The following is a 17,833-nucleotide window of genomic DNA, read 5'->3' on the forward strand; positions in this document are numbered from 1 at the left end:
AAAACCTGCACGTTCGCCACAGGGGCCGGCGCACGACATCCCGAGAGCCTCCGCTCCTGAGGCGACGAAGCTCAACTGACGATCCCGACAAAATTGTCGGCCGCAGATAGTTAAATCGTTGCATGCCGCAAGAGGGTGAGTCCGCCGCAGCCGCCGCAGCCGCCGCAGGTGCCGAACAGTCCGTACACGACGTCATCTTGGAACTGCTCGGAGCTGACGACGCGTTGTCCGACGGGGCGAAGGACGTCGTCCTCGGCGCCCTGGCCGAGGTATCTGGCGCAAGCGGCGAGGCCACGGAAACCAGTCCAACGCCGACATTTCTGAGTTCGATCACGGTCTCCGGATTTCGCGGTGTGGGCCCGTCCGCGCGGCTGGACCTCTTCCCCGCGCCGGGCCTGATGGTGGTCAGCGGCCGCAACGGCTCGGGTAAATCCAGCTTCGCCGAGGCGCTGGAGCTCACGCTCACCGGAACGAGCTATCGCTGGAAAAAGAAGGAGAGCCTGTGGGCGGAGGCCTGGCAGAACCTCCACCACCCCGACCCGTGCGAGATCCAGGTCGGGTTCACCCGCGAGGCGCTCGGCCCGTTCACCATCGGCGTGGACTGGGATCAGGGCGAGAAGCTGGACAACCGCGCCACCTGGACGCAGACCGGTGGGGGCAAGCGAGTCGACGGCACCGCGGCCCTGGGCTGGACCCGCGCCCTGGAACTGCACCGTCCGCTGTTGTCCTACGAGGAGCTCGGCCGGCTGTTCGACGGTGGGCCGTCAGCGCTGTACGACGCGCTGGCCAAACTGCTGGGGCTCGACGCGCTCGCCGACACCGAGAAGCTCCTCGCCACCCGACTCAAGGCGATCAAGATCGCCAGCGATACCGCCGACGCCGAACGTAAGCGCGTCCTCGATGCGCTGGCCGGGCACGCCGACGAACGAGCGGGGCGCGCGGCCAAACTCCTGCGCAAACGTCCTGTGCCCCTGGATGATGTCCGCGCCTTGGCGACCGGGGCAGGCGAGGCCCAATCCGACGTGGTGCCCGCCTTGCGGGCCCTGGCCCAGGTCGAGACGCCGACCATCGACAGCGTCGAGGAGGCGACCCGGCAACTACGCACCGCCATCAAGGCCGCGGCCGACTCCGCGACCGCCACGATCGACCTCACCAGCCAACGCGTCGACCTGCTGCGCACCGCGCTGCGCTTTCACCATCAGGCCGGTGACGTCGATTGCCCCGTGTGCGCGCAGGGCCACCTCGACGCGGACTGGGCCACGGCCGCTCAGGCCAACATTGCGCAAAGCGACGAGTTGCTCGACGAATACCGTTCCACAGCACTACAACTCAAATCCGCCCGGTCGCATCTGATCGGCCTGATTCAGGGACTCGTCCCGGCGGTCACGGTGCCCGGCGTCGACCTTCCCGCCCTGTCGCCCTACAACGACGCGGTGGCCGCGGCCCGGAAGATCCCGGTCGGCGACGATGCCCTGGCGGCGCACGCCGAGTCGACGCTGACCGAGGTGATCGCCGCCGCCGAATCCCTGCGTGCCGAGGCCGCCGACGAACTCGCGCGACGCGAAACCGCGTGGGCGCCGCTGGCGGCCCAGCTGGGCGGCTGGGTCGGCCTCGAAGAACAGGCCCGGGCAGTGGACGACGAACTCAACGCCGTCACCGCCGCCAAGAAATGGGTCAACGAGCACGCCGCCGCCTTCCGCAATCTGCGGCTCAAACCCATTGCCGCCCAAGCCCGTGACATCTGGCACCAGCTGCGTCAGGAAAGCAACGTCGACCTCGTCGAGATCTCCCTCGAAGGGACCTCCACCCGGCGCAAGGTGGTGCTGGAAGGCGCGGTCGACGGCAAGCCCACAAAGGCACTCTCAGTGATGAGCCAGGGGGAGCTGCACGCGCTGGCGCTGGCATTGTTCCTGCCGCGGGCGACCTCGGTGCAGAGTCCGTTCCGATTCGTCGTGCTCGACGATCCGATCCAGGCGATGGACCCGTCGAAGATCGACGGCTTCGTCCAGGTGCTCTGCGAGATTGCGAAGACACACCAGGTGATCGTCTTCTCCCACGACGACCGGCTGGCCTCGGTCATCCGGGACACCGGAGTCGATGCCAGGCTGATCGAAGTGGTCCGCGAGAAGGGCTCACGGGTCACCGTGCGCGACAACGTAAATCCGGCCCGGCGCCAGGTCGACGATATCTTCGCGTTGATCAAGGACACCAAGATGCCCGAGGACATCAAAGGCCGGGCCGCACCGGCGCTGTTCCGGATGGCGCTGGAATCCGCTGCCAAGCAGACCTTCTATGCCAAGCAGGCGCTGGCCGGTCGAGCACTCACCGAATCCGAGGACAAATGGTTGTCGGCCAAGAAGACCTCGAGCCGGCTGGCCTTGGCGATCCACGGTGATCCGCGGACCGATCTGACGGCATGGCTCAAAGGCGAACGTCAACGGGCACTGCGGATCTGCAACGCCGGCGCACACGGCGACGCGAGACCGGTCTCCATCCACGACGCCCGTGACCTGGAGAAGACGGTGCTCGAAGTGCTGGCGTTGCGATGAGTGTGATGGACCTGCTCGGCCAGGCGCAACGTGTTCTGCGGGCACCCGGATCGGCCGAAGGGCTGTCGTCACGGGTCGCGGCGTTCCTGGCCCGCCAGGCGCTGGAGGAGATCATCGATCAGCGATGCTCCGCCCTCAATGCGGACGCTCCCCGGGCCAATTCGCGCAGCAAGCTCGTCGTGCTCAGATCCCTGGACACCGCCGAGGACGCCGACCGCGCAGCGTTGGCCTGGAACCGTCTCAGCGTCGCCTGCCATGTGCACGCCTTCGAGATGCAGCCGTCCACCGCCGAGGTCGAGTACCTGTGCGGCGTGGTCGCGTCACTGATTCCCGCCGAGCCCTTCTGATCGACCAGTCAGCGGAACTATGATCGGCACATGGCTCGGGCCTGTTCGGTGCTGTTGTCAGGGATCGTGATCGCGGGCGTCATCGCTACACCCGCCCACGCCGAACCCGCGCCACCCTGCGCGTTCACGCTCTCGCCGCCCGCCGTCGTGCATGTCGACGGCACCGATATGGTCAGCGCGACCGTCGCCCCATCCGCGTGTGGAGCGCCGGCAGACCCCCGCTTCACCGTGGCGTGCGTGCAGCGTCAGGACAACGCCTCACCCATCCAATGCAATCAGGGCAGGGGAGCCCAACCGGCGCAGGTGCTGGCGCCCTACCAGCCCGGAGCGACCTATGTGTCCACCGGCCGGGGATGCGGCGGTTGGCTGGGCATCGCGGAGATCGCCCCGCAATGCCAGGTGCTCGGCCCGCTCTCAGCACCGCTGTAGCGCGCGTCGCTTTCCGTTCACCTGTGGAATCCCTGTCAGTCACCTGTGCCAGGCACGCTCGTCCGACGCACCGGCACAACTGAAGAAGGTGGCGAATGACAACGGCGAGACGGGCTGCAGCAGTGACCACGGTGGCAGCACTGCTCCTGGCGGGATGCTCCACCGGGGAGACGACCTCACCGATCGACTGGAACCTGCCCGAGGCGGACCGCTACCACCGCACCGCCACCTACCCGGTGTACCTCAACAAACCGGCTGCGGACGCGCTCGAAAAAGAGACGGTCGCCGAGATCTCCACCGTCACCCCCGACGGCAACACCGTCATCTACACCGACGCCGCCGCCAAACGCATCGGCTTCGTCGACATCCACGATCCCGCCAAACCCGTTGGCAAAGGCACGCTTTCCCTCGCTGAGCTGGGCCATGCCGACGACCAGCCCACCTCGGTCGCTGCGGTGGGCGAGCACGTCCTCGTCGTCGTCGACACCACCGGCGGTGACTTCGCACGGCCCTCCGGACGCGTCGACATCGTCCGGGTCAACGACCGTACCCGTGTGCACAGCATCGATCTGGGCGGTCAGCCTGACTCGATCGCCATCAGCCCCGACGGCGCGTTCGCCGCGATCGCCATGGAGAACCAGCGCAACGAGGAGTTCACGCCGCCCGGCAAGAAGGAAGGCGATCTTCCCCAGCCGCCGACCGGATTCGTGCAACTGATCGACCTCAAGGGCGCGCCGAACACCTGGAAACCCCGCACCGTCGACTTCGACGTGGAAGCGGCGCGAAAGGCCGGTCTGGACACACCCGAGGATCTCGAACCGGAGTACGTCAGCATCAATTCGCGCGGCCAGGTCGCGGTGACGCTGCAGGAGAACAACGGCATCGCCGTCATCGACGGACCCACCGGCAAGGTCACCAAGATCTTCAGCGCCGGAAGCCAATCCGTCGAAGGAATCGACACCAAAGAGGACGACACGATCGACCAGACGGGTTCGATCAAGGACACCCCGCGGGAACCGGACGCCATCGGCTGGATCGGTGACGACTACCTCGCCACTGCTAACGAAGGCGACTGGAAGGGCGGTGCCCGCGGCTGGACGATCTTCGACGCCGGCACGGGCGAGATCACCTGGGACGCCGGCAACTCCCTCGAACAACTCGCCGTGCGCTCCGGCCTGCACATCGAAAGCCGCGCCGAGTCAAAGGGCCCCGAGCCGGAAGGCCTGGCCATCACCAACATTGGTGGCCGGCCTATCGTGCTTGTCGCGTCGGAGCGCAGCAACTTCGTCGCCGTCTACGACGTCAGTGAACCGGCCGCTCCCAGGTTCCGGCAGATCCTGCCCACCACGCCCGGCCCCGAGGGTGTCCTGCCGATCCCGTCACGCAATCTGCTGGCCATCTCCTCGGAGTCCGACGATGCCGAGGCTCGCGTACGGGCCTCGGTCAACCTCTACGGCTACGGCGAATCCTTCGCCACCACAGGCAAACCGGACTTTCCGTCCATCGTCTCCGGCGACATCGACGGCGCACCGATCGGATGGGGTGCCCTCGGCGCGCTGTCGGCCGACCCTCGCGACGACAATCGGCTCTACACCGCCACCGACAGCGCGTACGGCCCGGCGCGCATCCTCGGCGTGGACGTGGCGCAGAAACCGGCGCTGATCGACACTGCGCTGCCGATCACCGAAGACGGCAAGCCTGTCACCCTCGACATTGAGGGCGTATCCGCCCGACCCGACGGCGGCTTCGTGCTGGCGGTCGAAGGTGACGACGGTCCCGGCAACCAATTGGTCTACGTCGCCGCCGACGGCCGTATCGAGAAGCGGGTTCCGCTGCCCAAAGATGTTGCAGCTCAGCTGGGTGGCCAGGGCCTAGAAGGTGTCGCCGTCGACGGAAATTCCGTCTGGATCGCGCTGCAACGTGAGCTCAAGTCCGACCCGTCGGGTGTGGTCCGCATCGGGCGTTACACGCCGACGGGGGACAAGTGGGAATGGTTCGGCTACCAGTTGGAATCCACCAGCACGAAGGACGACTGGATCGGTGTCTCCGAAATCGCCGTCCACGACGGTGATTTGCTGGTCCTCGAGCGGGACAAGCTCAACGGCCCCGACGCGCGACTCAAAGCGTTGTACCGGGTGGCGGTTCCCGACGCCCCGGGCGTGACATCGGCCGCCGACAAGCCACCGGTTCTGCCGAAGACGTTGGCCCGCAATCTGGTGCCGGATCTGCAGGCCACCAACGGTTATGTGCAGGAGAAGGTCGAAGGCTTCGCGATCGCCGGCAATCAGAACCTGTACGTCGTCACGGACAACGACGGGCTCGACGACGCCAATGGTGAGACGGTGTTGCTCGATCTCGGCCCGGTCGCCGAAGCGCTGCGGGGTTAGAACGGGGCCTGCCCTTTTCGGGGAGCTGTGCCGAATGTGCAGGCTTTCATGAGAAACGTCGAAAATGTCTGGAGAAGCGGCACATTCGCCACAGGGGCTGGAGTACAACATTGTTGCCGGGAGCGAATCCGACGCCGATCGCGAGTTTCAACGTCAACGTGTAGCCATTGACGTGTCATGATGACCCGCATGACGGCGGTGTTGATCCGGTCCGACAAGCTGTTGATCTTCGGTGGCCTGGCCATCTGCGTGGTGGCGGGGCTGTCCCACTACGGCGGCTGGCCGCATCTGGTCGCGTTTGTCGTCAGTGCGCTGGCCGTCACCGTATTGGCGTCCCTGGTCGGGCGGGGCGTCGACCAACTAGGCGACCGGTTCGGCCCCGGGGCGACCGGTGTACTGCAGTCGGCACTCGGCAACCTGCCGGAACTGTTCATCTGCATCTTCGCGCTCAAGGCCGGACTGGTCGACGTGGTGCGGGCCGCGCTCGTCGGTTCCATCCTGGCCAACCTGCTGCTGGTGTTGGGCTTGGCGTTTCTGGTCGGCGGATTGAAACACGGTCCGCAGAAACTGGGCTCCGCACAAGTCCGGACCATCTTGGTGCTGATGGTCTTGTCGGTCACCGCCATGGCGATTCCGTCGATCGCCCACGAGGTGCACGCGCCTGCCTCCGAACACGAAGTGTCCTTCTCGATGATCGTGTCGGTCGTCCTCCTGGTGCTGTTCGGGCTATCGCTGCCGTACTCACTGAGCCGGGACAAGAACAAGGCCAGTGACCCTGTGCCGCAGGCACATAAAGAGGCTCCGCGCTGGCCGGTCGGCCTGGCGATCGGCATGTTGGCCGTCGCGGGCGGATTGGCGGCGTTCGTCTCCGACTGGTTTGTCGCCGCTTTGGAACCGGCGATGGACTCGCTGCATATCTCGCAGGCGTTCGCCGGTCTGGTCATCGTGGCGATCGCGGGCAACGCGGTGGAGAACGTCGTCGGCGTGCAATTGGCGGCCAAAAATCAGTCGGAGTACGCCTTCTCGATCATCCTCAACAGCCCGATTCAGATCGCCCTGGTGCTGGCGCCGGTGCTCGTGTTGGTGAGCCAGATCTTCGGGCTCGCCTCACTGACCCTGGTGTTCGGGCCGATGCTGATCGTCGCGCTGTTGGTCGCGGTCGTTTTGGCGGCGATCATCGCCTTCGACGGGGAGTCCACCTGGTTGGAAGGTGCATCGCTGATCGCGCTGTACTGCATCATTGCCGCCTCCTTCTGGTGGGGATGAGCCGACGATTGAGGTAGTCGGTTACTCGTGTGCCCGCACGGTTGTGCTCGTCAATCTGTATGGGCGCGGACGGATTCACACCGTAGGTGTGCAGCCGAGCGCGCCCGACAACGAGTCAACACAGGGGGTATTGCCATGGAAACTTCATCTGGCCGACGTGCATTCGCCGGCGCGGTTCTGACGGGCGTGTGTGCGGTCGGGATGATGTTTGCGCCACCGGCGCAGGCGGGGTCCCAGAGAGCCAAGCTCGTCAACACCCAAACCGGTCTGTGCCTGACGATCGCCGGTGGGGTTAGCACCGAGAACAACGTCCCTGCGCTGCAGTTCACGTGTGACGACCATCCGTCGCGCCAGTGGATGTTGGACGATATGGGTGGCGGCACCGTGCAGATCAGAAATGTGCAGACCAACAAGTGCCTGACCGTCGCCGGTGGGGTGAGCCGAGAGAACAATGTGCCTGCGCTGCAGTTCAACTGCGATGATCATCCGTCGCGCCGTTGGGTTCTGGACAATCAAGGCGACGGGACCACTCAGATCAGGAACGTCCAAACCCAGAAATGCGTGACGATCGCCGGCGGGGTGAGCCACGAAAACAACGTCGACGCCGTGCAATTCGATTGCGATGACCATCCGTCGCGGACCTGGCGCATCGTTCTCCAAGGCGGCGGACCGATCGACGACAACTGAGCGGCCTGAACAAAACCGTCCTACACGGCGAACGCCAACCAATAGCCGATCGGGATCGTCGCGAAGTACCCGAGGATTCCGACGGGGATACCGATCAGTGGTGTCCACTTCCGCCGTTCGGCGAATGCCGCGCCCGCGATGGCGGTGACGTTGCCGACGACCAGGCATATCCACGGAATCAGAAGCAGCGTGTTCTGGCCGGCCGCGCTCAGTTGGCACACCTTGTCGGTGACGCCCTCGTGGCAGGGGTCGGTCACCATGGCCAGCGGCAGCATCAGCACGACGGCAGCCGTCAACCCCAACAGGTCCATGGCCGTGAGCAGCCCGACGAACCACACCCACTGCTTTCCCTTGGTGCCAGTGCTGGCGGGCGGTTCGGCAGGTGGTTGCGGGTCCGTCATCGATCAGCCTTCCGCAGCCACCAAGGACCCCAGCTTGATGTCGGGGTTGTCGCGTTGGAAACCCTCCAGCCGCCACGGCGTGGAGAACAGCACCAGCATGACGCCGTCACTGCGGGTCAACACCTCGGCCGACACCTGACGATTCACGAAGTCGGCGTCTTCCGGGGAGACAACCCGCGCGATCTGGTACGGCAGGTTCTCCAGTGCGATCGGTGCGCTGAGCTCGGCGGCCATCCGGTGGGCGGCGACCTCGAACTGCATCGGCCCGACCGCGGCGAACACCGGGGCCTGCTCGCCGCGCTTGTCCGAACGCAGGACCTGCACGACGCCTTCCTGCTCCAGCTGCTCGATGCCCTTCCGGAACTGCTTGTGCTTGCTCGGGTCGGTGCCGCGGGCCACCGCGAAGTGCTCGGGGGAGAAGCTCGGGATCGGCGGGTAGGCCACCGGGATGTCCCGGTACAAGGTGTCGCCGGGGCGCAGCGCCGCGGCGTTTGCCAACCCGATCACATCACCGGGCCAGGCATCGTCGAGCGTCGAGCGCTGCTGACCGAACACCGACTGCGCGTACTTGGTGACGAACGGCTTGCCGGTGGCGGCGTGGGTGAGCACGTCGCCGCGCTCGAACGTGCCCGAGACCACCCGCGCGTAGGCGATGCGGTCGCGGTGCGAGCTGTCCATACCGGCCTGCACCTTGAACACGAACGCGCTGAACGGGGAGTCCACCGCGCGGTGATTCCCGTCGACACCGACAGACCCACTGGGCGCCGGGGCCAACTCGACCAGTACGTCGAGCAACTGGTTGACGCCGAAGTTCAACGCGGCCGAGGTGAACAGCACCGGGGAGGACTCGCCGGACAGGAACGTCTCGCGGTCATAGTCGGACCCGTCGATCGACAGCAGCTCGGATTCCTCGACCGCGGTGTCCCAGTCGTCCCCGGCGGCAGCGTGAGCGTCGGCGGCGGCGATGTGCTCCTCGGGGGCGGCGGTGGCGCCACCCGCGGTGCGGGTGAAGCGGATGAACTTCTCGGCCCGACGGTCCATCACGCCCTTGAAGTCACCGGCGATACCGACCGGCCAGGTCAGGGGAGTGGTGCGCAGCCCGATCCGCTCGTGGATCTCATCCATCAACTCCAGCGCGTGCCGGCCCGGACGGTCCCACTTGTTGATCACCGTGATAATCGGGATCCCGCGGTGCTTACACACCTGGAACAGCTTCAGCGTCTGCGGCTCGAGGCCCTTCGCGGCGTCGATGAGCATCACCGCGCAGTCCACGGCCGTCAGCACCCGGTAGGTGTCCTCGGAGAAGTCCGCGTGCCCGGGGGTGTCGAGCAGGTTGATGACGCAGTCGCGGTACGGGAACTGCAGTGCCGTCGAGGTGATCGAGATGCCGCGGGCCTTCTCCATCTCCATCCAGTCCGACACCGTGGAGCGGCGGCCCGCCTTGCCGTGGATCGCGCCGGCCTCGGTGATTACCCGGGCGTGCAGCGCCAATGCCTCGGTGAGCGTGGACTTACCGGCGTCCGGGTGGCTGATGACGGCGAAGGTACGGCGACGGGCCCCCTCGGCGGAGATCCGGGCAGCTTGCGGGGTGTTGGAGGCGGGGGCCGCCAGGGCGTTGTCGAGGGCTTTGTCGGTCATGTCGATTAGCGATGGTATGGGCGTTTGGGGACAAACCAGTAATTGGGTGAGTTCGGGGGCCCCGGCCTTGCGCTACAAATCAGTGCTGGCCGCCGTTATCGCTGTTGCGAGGCCGGCCAACTTGTCGTCCAGGGCGGTGGCTGCCGCCAGCAGGGCCGGGTTGTCGTCGATCACCATCAGCGAGGATGGCACCACGTAGGTCAGCGCGCTGCGTCCGGTGCCTTCGGAAGTGAGCAGCAGCTCCACCGGGGCGAACAGGCCGGCGGTCACATCGTGGCGCAGCATCGTGATCGCGATCAGTGGATTGCCGATCACCACCCGCAGCGCCTGCCGATCGATACCGGCCTTGCCGATCCACCCGCCGTGATTCCATGCCGCGAACAACATGAACCCGCTGTCGCCGACATGCGACTGCACCGCGCGCTCGTAGGATTCCCAGCTTTCGTGCCGCGTCGCGATGTCATCGATCGGCACCGGGATGCTGCCGACGTCGGCCAGGAGAGCCGCGACGAGAGCGTCGTAACTCTTCGCGCTCTCATAACGCAGCCGCACTCCGCGGAATGGGATTTCCTGGCGCTCAGACATGATCGACCTCCACCCGCTGGTGCACATGGGTGCTCGGGGTGCGATCGATGAGCAGGCTGAGCAATTCCGGGCGGCTGTAGTGTCCGCGGGCGTCCATCTTCGACTTGCGTTGGTCGATCAGACTGAAGTCGAGGTCGGCGATCACCTCGCCCTCGCCGGAACACAGCGGCGAGCCGAGCAGTTCGCCCAGCGGCGACACGATCGCGGTGAACGATCCGCCGGAGATCGGGCCGATCGGCGCACCGGTATCGGCCATGATCTGCGCCTGCTGATCGGCATCGAGCCATCCGGTGGCGTTGACCACGAAGCTGGCCGATTCGAGCGCGTGATTGCGAATGCTGATCTCCGTCTGGTCGGCGAACAGCGGACCGCCGAAGGAGCCTGGGTACATGGCCGAATGGATCTGCTCGCCGTCGGCGATCAACGCATAGCGAGCCAGCGGGTTGTAGTGCTCCCAACAGGCCAACTGCCCTACGCGTCCGACGGCGCTGTCGACTGCCCGCAGGCCCGAACCGTCACCCCGCCCCCAGATCATTCGTTCGTGGAAGGTGGGCGCGATCTTGCGCCGACGCTGCAGCAGGGTGCCGTCGGCATCGAAGAGCAGCTGAGTGTTGTACAGCGTGCCGCCGTCGCGTTCGTTCACGCCGATCGACACCACCACGCCGGCTTCCCTCGCGGCATCGGCGATGGTGTGCGTCGTGGCGGACGGGACGGTTACTGCCTGATCCATCAGCCGCAGCTGCTCGACGCCCATCTCGAACGGGCGCTGCAGGAACGAGAAGTACGGGTAGTACGGCACGATCGTCTCCGGGAACGTCGCGAACTGCACGCCACGTCGCCCGAGGTCGGCGATCTTGTCGACCACCTTCTGCACAGTGCCCTCCCGGCTGTAGAGCACGGGACTGATCTGCACGGCCGCGGCTGTCACGATGGTCATGTTCAAAGCAGCACACGGTTTCACCGACTTATTCCTGAGTCTGGTTGACTAGACCCAGGGATCCAATCGAAAGCGCCCATGACGTGAACATCTGTGTCTTTCTGTCCGCCGCCGACCTCGATGAGCGCTACACCGAACCGGCGCGCACATTCGCCGAACTCCTCGGAAAGGGAGGCCACACGCTGGTCTGGGGCGGGTCCGACAAGGGCTTGATGAAGGTCGTGGCCGACGGAGTGCAGGCCGGCGGCGGCCGGTTGGTCGGGATCTCGGTCGAGTTCCTGCGACAGCAGGCTAGGGCGGGAGCGGACGAGATGGTGATCACCGCCGACCTCTCCGAGCGCAAGGCAATGCTGCTGGCGCGTTCCGACGCGCTGGTGGTGATGGCCGGTGGGCTGGGCACCCTCGATGAAGCCACCGAGATTCTGGAACTGCGTAAGCACCGGCGCCACGACAAGCCCGTCGTGCTGCTGAACACCGCGGGCTTCTACGACGGCCTGGTGATCCAGCTGCGACGGATGGAGCAGGACGGGTTCCTGCCCGTGCCGCTGGATGAACTGGTGTTTGTCGCCGAGGAGCCCGACGCGGCGATGGACTACCTCGAGCGGGCTGTTAGCTGAGGCGTCGACACCATCACGACTCGCCCACAACCCCGAGGCGTTGCGACGCGGCCGAAGCGGCCGGGCTACCATTGAGACACTGATCACGCCCTGATCAATTTGGCCCTCGCCGAACCACATTGGAGTGACGTTGACGTCTGTTCGTCGTGCCTACCTGGCGGTCGCACTTGCCGTGCTGGCCGTGTCGGGTGGTGTCGTTGTCTCGGCCCTGCCGGACTGCGCCGAGCATTGCCAGACGTTGGCAGCGGCACCCCAGGGTGCCCCGCAGCCCTCACCCACCGAGCCGGCCAAGTTGACCATCACTCCAAAGGTCGACGCCGAGGTCGACCCACTGGCCCGGGTCATGGTCACCGCCGACACCGGCACCGTGGCGCGCGTGACGATGCTCAACGACGCCGGCAAGGAGATCCCCGGCATCCTCACCCCCGATGCGAGGACGTGGAAGCCGACCACCACGCTCGGCTACGGCCGCACCTACACGCTGAAGGTCGATGCGCGTGGTCCCGGCGGCATGCCGACCCGCAAGTCAGTCTCGTTCACGACCGTCACCCCCGGCTACCAGGCCCGCGTCTACCTCAACGGCACGAACTACGCCCCGCTGCAGGACGGCGCCACCTACGGCGTCGGCACGGTGATCGTCGCGCGGTTCGACGAACCGATCACCGACAAGGCCACCGCCGAGAACCGGATGAAGGTCATCACCGAACCCAAGGCCGTCGGCGCGTGGAACTGGATCGACGACCAGACCGCCCACTGGCGGCCCGAGAAGTACTACGCACCGGGCACGAAGGTCACCGTCGACGCCGGCATCTACGGCGCCAAACTCGGCGACGACCTCTACGGCGCCCAGGACGAGAAGGTCTCCTTCACCATCGGCGCCTCGCACGTCACCATCGCCGACGACACCGACAAGCAGGTCAAGGTCTACGACAACGGCAAGCTCGTGCGCACCATGCCGACCTCGATGGGCATGGGCGGCACCGAGACCATCGGCGGCACCACGATGAGCTTCTGGACCCCGCGCGGCATCTACACCGTGATGGACAAGGCCAACCCGGTGATCATGGACTCCTCGACCTACGGTCTGCCCGTCAATTCGCGGCTCGGCTACAAGACGACGATCCCGTGGGCCACCCGCATCAGCATCGACGGCATCTATCTGCACCAGCTCAACGCGACGGTGTGGGCACAGGGGAAAACCAACACCAGCCACGGCTGCCTCAACCTGAACGGCGAGAACGCCGAATGGTTCTACAACTTCTCGGTGCCCGGCGACATCGTCGAGATCCGCAACACCGGCGGTGACCCGCTCAAGCCGACCAACAACGGCGACTGGTCCGTGCCCTGGGCCGAATGGGTCAAGGGCAGCGCGCTGCGCTGACTTTTGCCGCTATTCGGCGAGGGCTTTCATTTCGTCCATTGTCGACGTGACGATCTCGGCCAGCCCGGCGTCTGTGCTGCCGTGCACCCATCGACCGAACGCGACTTTGAACACCGCCATCCCGGTCTCGGCCGCCAAGTGTGCGGACCCGTCGCCGATGCCGCGCCCACGCAACGCCTCGGCTATCTCGGTGGACAGCGTGGCGAGCTTGCTCAGTTCGCGCTCCTGAAGCGCGGGGTTGGCGTCGATCACGGTCTGCCGCCGCAGGGCGTGGTCGCGTCGGCCGTCGAACATCGGTCCGAGGGCGGTCAATGCGGCACCGACGACGTCGAGTGGTGACGTGTCGGCCGGGGCGTCGGAGATGGCAGTGACCAAGAGTTCGGTGAGCATGGTCTGCCCGCCGAACAGTGCCTCGCGCTTGTCGGCGAAGTACCGGAAGTAGGTGCGCTCGGTCAGCCCGGCCCGCTCGGCGATTTGGGCGACCGTGGTTTGGTCGAACCCGCGCTCGAGGTAGAGCTGCAGGGCCGCCTCCTGCAGGCGGTCGCTCGCGTTGGGCTGCCAGCGGCTCATGGGATGTGATCCTAGGGAATGTCAGCAACTGTCATCGTGTTCCCAGTGATGACAGTTACTGACATCAGGAGGATTCATGAGGGTTTTCGTCACGGGTGCATCGGGTTTTGTGGGCTCTGCGGTGGTTCGGGATCTCATGGCCCACGGCCATGAGGTCGTCGGCCTGGCGCGCTCCGACGCCTCGGCTGACGCGCTCAGCGCGGCCGGAGCCCACGTCCATCGCGGCGATCTGAACGATCACGACAGCCTGCGGGCTGCGGCCGACGCCAGCGATGGCGTCATTCACCTGGCCTTCCATCACGACTTCGACAACTTCGGCGACGCCGGCGAGCTGGACCGCCGCGCCATCGAGGTCCTCGGCACGACCCTCGCGGGCTCGGATCGCCCCCTGGTCGTCACCTCCGGCGTCGCCGGTCACGGCACCGGCCGGCTCCTGACCGAGAACGATGCGTTTCAACCCGGGCTGCCGCGGCACTCCGAGCCCGCGGTGCTGGCCTTCGCCGACAAGGGGGTGCGCGCCTCGATCGTGCGGCTGTCACCGACGACGCACGGAGAGGGTGACCACGGGTTCGTGCCCCGGTTGATCCAGATCGCCCGGGAGAAAGGGGTCTCGGCCTACATCGGCGACGGCACCAACCGGTGGCCGGCCGTGCACCGACTCGACGCCGCGCCGTTGTTCCGCCTGGCCGCAGAACAGGCCCCCTCGGGGACCGTCCTGCATGCGGTGGCCGAAGAGGGCATCGCGGGCCGTGACATCGCTGCCGCCATCGGCCGCCATCTCGAACTGCCGGTGGCCTCGGTTCCGGTCGAGCAGGCCTTCGACCACTTCGGGTGGATCGGCGGCATGTTCGCCCTCGACGTACCGACGTCCAGCGCGTTGACGCGCCGGCGATTCGGTTGGCAGCCAACCGAAGTCGGGCTGCTCGCGGATCTCGACCGCGGGCACTACTTCGGCTGAGCGACGCGCGCTCAGAAGACCCGACGCGGCGGTGGCGGCTTCTCCACGATGGCCGGCAGGACGAACGTCTCGATGTAACGCCGCGCCACCGCAGCGTCGTTGCCGACCGGCACGGCTTTCACCAGGAAGCCGAGCGCGGTCGCAATGATGAACTGCGCCAGATCATTCGGGTGCACACCAGGCCGGAATTGAGTGGCGCCGTCGGCGAGGACGCCCTCGACCGTGGTGGTCACCAGTTCCGTCAGATCAGTGTCCCTGGCGATCAATGACGCGATGGTGCCGTCGGGCGTTTGGTCGGCGATGGTGTTGAGCAGCGGATCGGCGACCAGTTCGGTGGCGACGATGACCATGCTCTCGACCAGGAGGTCGATCGGCCCTGCGCCCTCGGGTATGCGCGTCAGGATCGAGGCCATGTGCCGCTGGGTGGTGCGCTGCACCATGGCCGCGATCAACTCGTTGCGGTTGGCGAACTGACGGTAGATCGCGGTACGCGAATAGCCGGCCTCGTGGGCGATGACCTCCATTGTCGAGGCCCGGTGGCCGCGGGTGACGAACAGGTGCTCGGCGGCATCCATCAACACCTCGCGAGCCTGCTCGGCGCTGTTACCGCCGCCGACCGGGCGCCCGCGGGATCGGCGTTCTGGTGCTGACAATCGACTATCCTGCTCGGCTGCGGAATGGGGCTTCAGTATGCCCGACGGGCGCAGCCGCCTGGACATTAAAGAAACATTATTGCCAATTTGTCCCATTGCTCTGCGGGCTGCTGATCGCACCGGTTAGCGTGCCTGCGTGACCACACGGGGGCGAAAAATTCATGCAGTGGCGGCGATGGGGTGGGGCGTGCTGGTGGTCGCGCTGTGGATGGGCTTGCTCGTCGGAACGGTCTCGACAGCCTATGCTGATCCCGGCCGCGATAAGTCAACCACGCAGTCCGCCAACGGTTCTGGTGCATCGGCGAAGCAGCGAGCCCCGGCGTCCCGAGTGGGCCCGCGCAAGGAGAAGCTGCGCCGGACCGACAACGCAGCGGTGCGTCAACGCCCGCGGTTGTCTCTGCCGAAGTCCCTGCCGGGGCGTTCCGACGTGCGTGACGTGGTCGACGACCTCACTATCCACGCGCGTACCGCATTGACCGACCTTGCCGACCGGGCGCCGAACCTCCTTTCTGCACAATCACTTTCGCGGCCCAAGGAGACGGCGAGGCGTGACGCCGTCGAGCGCTCCGAAGCCGCGGTGGCTGCCGTCGCGGTGGCAGACAAGGCGCCGGATATCGCCGAAGCGATCGAAGCGATCACCCGTCCGGCCCAGGTGAAGACGCCGCCGCCGGCGGAGGTCGGCACCGTCGTCGACCAGGGGGTGACCCAGGGCCGTAGCCTGCTCGGCGGAATCGCCGATCGGATCGCGAACCCGGTTGCGCCCCAGGTCCACCAGGCCGTGAAACCCATCGCCGCCATGACCACCCCGATCACCGCGCCGCGGTCGGTGCCGTTGGTCAACGTCGTCGGCTCGCTCGTGTTCAACGTGGTCGGCGCTGCCCTGCAGGTTTTTTCGGGCCCGCCGGCGATCCCGCCCGGCAGCAACGTCACCGTCCGCACCTCGACGTTGGACATGCCGGGTACCGGCCAGACCGTGCGCGCCGACTGGTACTTCCCCGAAGATCCGGACTCCGCCACCGGCGTCATCTACCTGCAGCACGGATTCATGGCCACCGGCCCGATGTACAGCTACACCGCGGCCTACCTGGCTGAGGAGACCAACAGCATCGTCGTCGTCCCGACGTTGTCGTCAAACCTGTTCGACCCCAGCGGCGAATGGATCGGCGGCGAACCGATGCAGCAGTCCGTCGCCGACCTGTTCGCCGGCGGCAGGCCAGAGCTGACCGCGAGCGCCACTGCGGCGGCCGGCCACCCCGTCACCCTGCCGTCTACGTTCGTCCTGGTCGGCCATTCCCTGGGCGGGATGCTGGTCACCGGCGCCGCCGGTCGCATGGTCGACAACGGCGCGGTCGACAACCTGGCCGGGGTGGTCCTGCTCGACGCGGTGGATACCCACAACGACATGCCTGAGGCGCTGAATGGCCTGAGTGGCGCCAATTACCGTGCGGTGCTACTCATTTCGTCCGAACGGTATGTGTGGAATCGCAACGGCACCGTCGGGGACGAACTGCAGACCGCCCGGCCCGGGCAGTTCAACGGCGTCATGCTGGTCGGTGGGCGGCACATCGACGGGATGCAGGGTGCCAACGTCATCCTGCAATTCGCCGAGTACCTCATCGCGGGCTTCTCGCAACCGCAGAACACCGAGGCGGTCAAAACCGTTGCGGCCGGCTGGATCAACGACATATACCACGGCACGAACACCGGTGTGTACGGTGCGCCGCAGGAGAGCATCGACATCCCGACGTCGTCGGGCACCGCCACCGCGGTGGTGCTGCCGTTCACCTCGTCCGAGCCGGTACAGGCGACGCCGTGGGACGGGCTGGTGGCGCCGATCCTGGATGCCTTGTTCCAGTACGCGGTGTATGAACCGCTGGCCGGACAGTCGGTTCCCGTGACCGTCTGACGCCAGAAATCGGTGCCCGCGGCACCACGGATCCGCCTCTATCCTGGTGAGGACACCGAACCGGGGGGTGCTGTGGAAGAGACACCACCAGAGGAATACCCGCACGAATGGGTCGACCGGTACGGCCCTCAGGCTTATGCGCCACCTCAGGCCTGGGTCCAGCCGGCATCCGCCGCCAATCGGCATCACCAAGCCGTGCTGACCATCCGCTGCTTCGCCGGAGTGATCGGTGCAGGCGCTGTGCTGTTCTGGGCACTGATCGTTTTCGGGATGCTGAGTTCGGCCTTCGACACGAACCCCGCCACCGATCCGCACGGCTACGGAATCGTCTTCGGCGTTCTCATCTCCGTGCCATTGAGCCTTTTCTGGGCCCTTGTGTTGCCGTTCGCCGCACCCAGACGCTGGTGGGGCCGCGCGTTTGCGATCTCGTTGCTGACGTTTGTGGCACTGACCGCGCTGGTGTTCTGGGCGCTGAACGTGTCGGGCGCCGGGTAGCGCCGCCTCCGAGTTCGCTGGCATGCG

17 protein-coding genes are annotated in these 17,833 nt (G+C 66.3%); 11 read left to right on the top strand and 6 right to left on the bottom strand.

Going from position 1 to position 17,833, the window contains the following annotated elements:
- Positions 1 to 122 precede the first annotated feature (122 nt).
- The 6 genes from ACZY08_RS09320 (at position 123) to ACZY08_RS09345 (ending at position 7,665) form a co-directional block, all read left to right on the top strand.
- Positions 123 to 2,549, top strand: a complete 2,427-nt coding sequence (locus ACZY08_RS09320) for an AAA family ATPase (protein WP_463745101.1) — start codon at positions 123 to 125, stop codon at positions 2,547 to 2,549.
- Complete coding sequence (locus ACZY08_RS09325; protein WP_463745100.1) at positions 2,546 to 2,896, top strand: hypothetical protein; 351 nt, start codon at positions 2,546 to 2,548, stop codon at positions 2,894 to 2,896. Before ACZY08_RS09320 ends, ACZY08_RS09325 begins: the two co-directional genes overlap by 4 nt.
- A 30-nt stretch (positions 2,897 to 2,926) precedes the next feature.
- Complete coding sequence (locus ACZY08_RS09330) at positions 2,927 to 3,325, top strand: hypothetical protein (protein ID WP_463745099.1); 399 nt, start codon at positions 2,927 to 2,929, stop codon at positions 3,323 to 3,325.
- A 95-nt stretch (positions 3,326 to 3,420) separates the two neighbouring features.
- Entirely contained in the window at positions 3,421 to 5,712 is a 2,292-nt protein-coding gene (locus ACZY08_RS09335) for an esterase-like activity of phytase family protein (RefSeq protein ID WP_463745098.1), read from the top strand.
- Positions 5,713 to 5,901: 189 nt separating this feature from the next.
- Positions 5,902 to 6,978, top strand: coding sequence for a calcium/proton exchanger (gene cax, locus ACZY08_RS09340; RefSeq protein WP_463745097.1), 1,077 nt, complete (start codon positions 5,902 to 5,904; stop codon positions 6,976 to 6,978).
- A 135-nt stretch (positions 6,979 to 7,113) separates the two neighbouring features.
- Positions 7,114 to 7,665, top strand: a complete 552-nt coding sequence (locus ACZY08_RS09345) for an RICIN domain-containing protein (RefSeq protein WP_463745096.1) — start codon at positions 7,114 to 7,116, stop codon at positions 7,663 to 7,665.
- Between the two features lie 20 nt (positions 7,666 to 7,685).
- Here the strand turns inward: ACZY08_RS09345 and ACZY08_RS09350 are convergent, their stop codons facing one another.
- The 4 genes from ACZY08_RS09350 to ACZY08_RS09365 all read right to left on the bottom strand — a co-directional run bounded on the left by ACZY08_RS09350 (position 7,686) and on the right by ACZY08_RS09365 (position 11,226).
- Positions 7,686 to 8,066, bottom strand: coding sequence for a hypothetical protein (locus tag ACZY08_RS09350; RefSeq protein ID WP_463745095.1), 381 nt, complete (start codon positions 8,064 to 8,066; stop codon positions 7,686 to 7,688).
- Between the two features lie 3 nt (positions 8,067 to 8,069).
- Positions 8,070 to 9,704, bottom strand: coding sequence for a peptide chain release factor 3 (locus tag ACZY08_RS09355; RefSeq protein WP_463745094.1), 1,635 nt, complete (start codon positions 9,702 to 9,704; stop codon positions 8,070 to 8,072).
- Positions 9,705 to 9,776: 72 nt separating this feature from the next.
- Positions 9,777 to 10,289, bottom strand: a complete 513-nt coding sequence (locus ACZY08_RS09360; protein ID WP_463745093.1) for a DUF302 domain-containing protein — start codon at positions 10,287 to 10,289, stop codon at positions 9,777 to 9,779.
- Positions 10,282 to 11,226, bottom strand: a complete 945-nt coding sequence (locus ACZY08_RS09365) for a nitrilase-related carbon-nitrogen hydrolase (protein ID WP_463745092.1) — start codon at positions 11,224 to 11,226, stop codon at positions 10,282 to 10,284. The genes ACZY08_RS09360 and ACZY08_RS09365 overlap by 8 nt, the downstream gene beginning before the upstream one ends.
- An 83-nt stretch (positions 11,227 to 11,309) precedes the next feature.
- Between ACZY08_RS09365 and ACZY08_RS09370 the strand changes: the two genes are divergently transcribed.
- Positions 11,310 to 11,843: an LOG family protein gene (locus ACZY08_RS09370; protein ID WP_463745091.1), complete on the top strand. Its 534-nt coding sequence runs from the start codon at positions 11,310 to 11,312 to the stop codon at positions 11,841 to 11,843.
- A 124-nt stretch (positions 11,844 to 11,967) separates the two neighbouring features.
- On the top strand, positions 11,968 to 13,224 hold the full coding sequence (locus ACZY08_RS09375) for a L,D-transpeptidase (protein WP_463745090.1): 1,257 nt from the start codon (positions 11,968 to 11,970) through the stop codon (positions 13,222 to 13,224).
- A 9-nt stretch (positions 13,225 to 13,233) separates the two neighbouring features.
- On the opposite strand, the gene ACZY08_RS09380 is transcribed toward ACZY08_RS09375, so the two are convergent.
- Positions 13,234 to 13,794 (bottom strand): TetR family transcriptional regulator, encoded by a 561-nt coding sequence (locus tag ACZY08_RS09380; protein ID WP_463745089.1) that lies wholly within the window; start codon positions 13,792 to 13,794, stop codon positions 13,234 to 13,236.
- Positions 13,795 to 13,870: 76 nt separating this feature from the next.
- Here ACZY08_RS09380 and ACZY08_RS09385 point away from each other — a divergent pair, with 76 nt between their 5' ends.
- Complete coding sequence (locus tag ACZY08_RS09385) at positions 13,871 to 14,752, top strand: SDR family oxidoreductase (RefSeq protein ID WP_463745088.1); 882 nt, start codon at positions 13,871 to 13,873, stop codon at positions 14,750 to 14,752.
- 11 nt (positions 14,753 to 14,763) lie between these two features.
- On the opposite strand, the gene ACZY08_RS09390 is transcribed toward ACZY08_RS09385, so the two are convergent.
- On the bottom strand, positions 14,764 to 15,405 hold the full coding sequence (locus ACZY08_RS09390; RefSeq protein WP_463745087.1) for a TetR/AcrR family transcriptional regulator: 642 nt from the start codon (positions 15,403 to 15,405) through the stop codon (positions 14,764 to 14,766).
- 136 nt (positions 15,406 to 15,541) lie between these two features.
- On the opposite strand from ACZY08_RS09390, the gene ACZY08_RS09395 reads away from it, so the two are divergent.
- On the top strand, positions 15,542 to 17,311 hold the full coding sequence (locus ACZY08_RS09395) for an alpha/beta hydrolase (RefSeq protein WP_463745086.1): 1,770 nt from the start codon (positions 15,542 to 15,544) through the stop codon (positions 17,309 to 17,311).
- Positions 17,312 to 17,383: 72 nt separating this feature from the next.
- A complete protein-coding gene (locus tag ACZY08_RS09400) occupies positions 17,384 to 17,806 on the top strand; it encodes a hypothetical protein (protein WP_463745085.1) in 423 nt (140 codons plus the stop codon).
- Positions 17,807 to 17,833: the final 27 nt, after the last annotated feature.

Source organism: Mycobacterium sp. IDUB_9 (assembly GCF_055419505.1).

Coding starts and splice junctions, on each gene's coding strand:
- ACZY08_RS09380 (WP_463745089.1), bottom strand. CDS start 13,794: ATGAGCCGCTGGCAGCCCAACGCGAGCGACCGCCTGCAGGAGGCGGCC.
- ACZY08_RS09365 (WP_463745092.1), bottom strand. CDS start 11,226: ATGACCATCGTGACAGCCGCGGCCGTGCAGATCAGTCCCGTGCTCTAC.
- ACZY08_RS09335 (WP_463745098.1), top strand. CDS start 3,421: ATGACAACGGCGAGACGGGCTGCAGCAGTGACCACGGTGGCAGCACTG.
- ACZY08_RS09355 (WP_463745094.1), bottom strand. CDS start 9,704: ATGACCGACAAAGCCCTCGACAACGCCCTGGCGGCCCCCGCCTCCAAC.
- ACZY08_RS09325 (WP_463745100.1), top strand. CDS start 2,546: ATGAGTGTGATGGACCTGCTCGGCCAGGCGCAACGTGTTCTGCGGGCA.
- ACZY08_RS09330 (WP_463745099.1), top strand. CDS start 2,927: ATGGCTCGGGCCTGTTCGGTGCTGTTGTCAGGGATCGTGATCGCGGGC.
- ACZY08_RS09350 (WP_463745095.1), bottom strand. CDS start 8,066: ATGACGGACCCGCAACCACCTGCCGAACCGCCCGCCAGCACTGGCACC.
- ACZY08_RS09360 (WP_463745093.1), bottom strand. CDS start 10,289: ATGTCTGAGCGCCAGGAAATCCCATTCCGCGGAGTGCGGCTGCGTTAT.
- ACZY08_RS09345 (WP_463745096.1), top strand. CDS start 7,114: ATGGAAACTTCATCTGGCCGACGTGCATTCGCCGGCGCGGTTCTGACG.
- ACZY08_RS09320 (WP_463745101.1), top strand. CDS start 123: ATGCCGCAAGAGGGTGAGTCCGCCGCAGCCGCCGCAGCCGCCGCAGGT.
- ACZY08_RS09385 (WP_463745088.1), top strand. CDS start 13,871: ATGAGGGTTTTCGTCACGGGTGCATCGGGTTTTGTGGGCTCTGCGGTG.
- cax (WP_463745097.1), top strand. CDS start 5,902: ATGACGGCGGTGTTGATCCGGTCCGACAAGCTGTTGATCTTCGGTGGC.